Origin of the sequence: Enterococcus sp. 3H8_DIV0648, from assembly GCF_002140655.1 — a bacterium.
GTDB classification, from domain to species: domain Bacteria; phylum Bacillota; class Bacilli; order Lactobacillales; family Enterococcaceae; genus Enterococcus_A; species Enterococcus_A hulanensis.
On record NZ_NGLG01000001.1, the window covers coordinates 3,352,212 to 3,354,723 of the forward strand.

General features: G+C 39.7%; 1 protein-coding gene. It reads left to right on the forward strand.

Annotated elements, in window-relative coordinates:
- Positions 1–2,512, forward strand: a 2,512-nt coding sequence (locus A5875_RS15355) for a WxL domain-containing protein (protein ID WP_088934389.1), incomplete at both ends; no start/stop codon positions are given.

The window sequence follows — 2,512 nt, forward strand, 5'->3', positions numbered from 1 at the left end:
GGTGTCGAAGCTGGTTACTATGAATCCTATCCTGATCCATATAGCGGTGAGGATTACCCTTCTGAGTTGAATGGATCAACCGAAACAGGGTTTGGGATTATGATGAGGGACTTTTATGAAAACGGCGAAGAGATCGAAGTTGAAGCTGGATCAATAGGATTGACTTCAGGGAAAATCAACGGTCAATCAAAAGATGGAACGGGTCTTTTCTCTGGAGAGATTCGAGTGGATCCGGAACAAGAGGTAGATATTAGAGGTTCTGCCACTAAAGGACAAGGAATTGTTGCGAAGGGGATATTTACCAATAAATATAATTCTCCAAGACCAAAGATGTCTATTTTAGGAGAGTCAACAGGTGAATCTAGTACGACTCTTTCTACAATAGAACAACTATATTCAGATAGTGATATTTCAACTGGTGAACTTCCTATATCCGCTGGAACAATTTTACTCCGTGGTATAGAGCATTCAGGAGTTGATTTAAGTTTAAAAGGAACTGCGCCGATTGAAATAGATCACTCATATGGTATTTACTCCAAGGATGGAATGGAGTCAAGTATTGGTATTGCTGGTGATAAAAGCGTAAAGATTGAAGCTGAAGGTGATTACGGCATCAAGGCTAGTAAATTAGAGGTTCGATTAGACGAACCTCTAACCGATACTGAAGGATTGATATCAGTAGAAGTAAATGCTCGCTCTGTAGGAATTCAGTCAAAACGAGATATCGCGATTTTTGGAAATTGTGAAACTGAACGTGATACGGGCTCGAAAATTAATATAGTCGCTAGTGAAGGAAATGGTATTGTTTCTCCACAAGGAATACGACTATTTTTTATAGGGGAAGCTAATATGCATCAAATACCAGTGACGATCGCAGCAAAAAATATTGCTATAGAGGCGGATGTTACTGATGGAGATGAAAATGATAGTACACAGATGGAGTTCACTGGTGTAAATGTCATGATTTCAGATGCCGCAATTGGAATTAAGGGAGTAAACCAAAGAAATTATAATTTTGCAGACAGTCAATGGTCCATAAAAACTAGTGAGAAAGGAATTGATCTCGAGGAATTTGATGGATCAGGCTATATGACAATTAATAAATCCTCTATAGATATTGAAAGTGGCAGCTTTGGATTTAAAACTAATAACGTGGACATAGTCATTCAAGGTGGAGACAGTCAGAGAAATGGGCATCGAAGCGATACTATAGATGTAACAGCAGAGAAATATCCGATCTGGTTTGCTGGAGATTTTTCAAGCGGACAACCAATTGTTACTATCTATAACAATAAAAACTATGATGAATCTTGGACTGAACAGCCTAATGAGTTGCGTATCATAGCAACATCTAAATTACTTCAACCCGATAAAGGCAGCCAGCCGGCCTTTTATGTAGAGGATCATTCAATGTCCGCTGAGGGTTCGCAAGAGGAAGTAAAAATCATTGAAAACTATGAGACAAAAGTTTCTGAACCATTCAATGCCGCACCAACTACACCGTACTCAACAGCTGCTGATTTTAATATTGAAAAATATGCAAATTATGAATGGAGTGCTGTTAGGACAGATACGAGCAACGCGATTATTGTTGATACAACTCAAGTTGCTCAAAATAAACTATCTACCCCAGATACTGATTACAATGAAGCGAAATTGACTGCAAGAAGGCTGAACCATAAAACGGAAGAACGAATTTTTACTGACGAGGATAATATTGTAAATCCAGACATGATTTTACACGAGATTAACATGATAGTCCGACGAGAACAGCAGTATACAGTTACTTACGATTCTAATGGAGCTGACGGGGGAACAACTCCCAATGATTCAGCTTTATATAGTCAAGGGGACATAGTCAATGTTGCTCCGCAGGGGGATTTAGTCAAATCAGATCATAAATTTGTTGGTTGGTTAAACAGCGTGGATGGACAAATTTATCAAAACCCATTTTTACCCAGCACACCAACTACGTATGCGATGGGACAAGAAGATGTAGTTTTCACCGCTCAATGGCAGCCAGATAGTATCGTCGAGGAGTTAGAATTGTTAACCGCAAAGATTCCTGACCAGTTAAAATTTGGGACACATAAAATAGAAAACAGCGCAGATAGGAGCTACTACGCAACAGATAGCGGAAGTGATAATGAGAATGCTGCGGCGACAGATATGACAACAGGAGCAGTCGGGGTTAAGGATACACGCTTATCTAATGTTGGATGGAGGTTGACTGTGCAGCAGTTGACTCAATTTGAGACTGCTGCTCATCAGGAACTAGCTGGAGCTCAGTTATCATTTCATGCTGGTGAGCCTGACTTAAATCAAAGTACTGGGGGCGGACCAAGTGGTGTAAACAATCAAAGAGTTACGTTAACACCTAATGTCTCGAGTCAGTTATTGTTGGCCACAGGGGGACAGGGAAAAGGAATTGTCGAATTACCTATTGAAAAATTTAAGTTAGAGGTTTCTGGTAATGCTGAAAAGTATGCTAGTGAGTATAACACTCAAATAG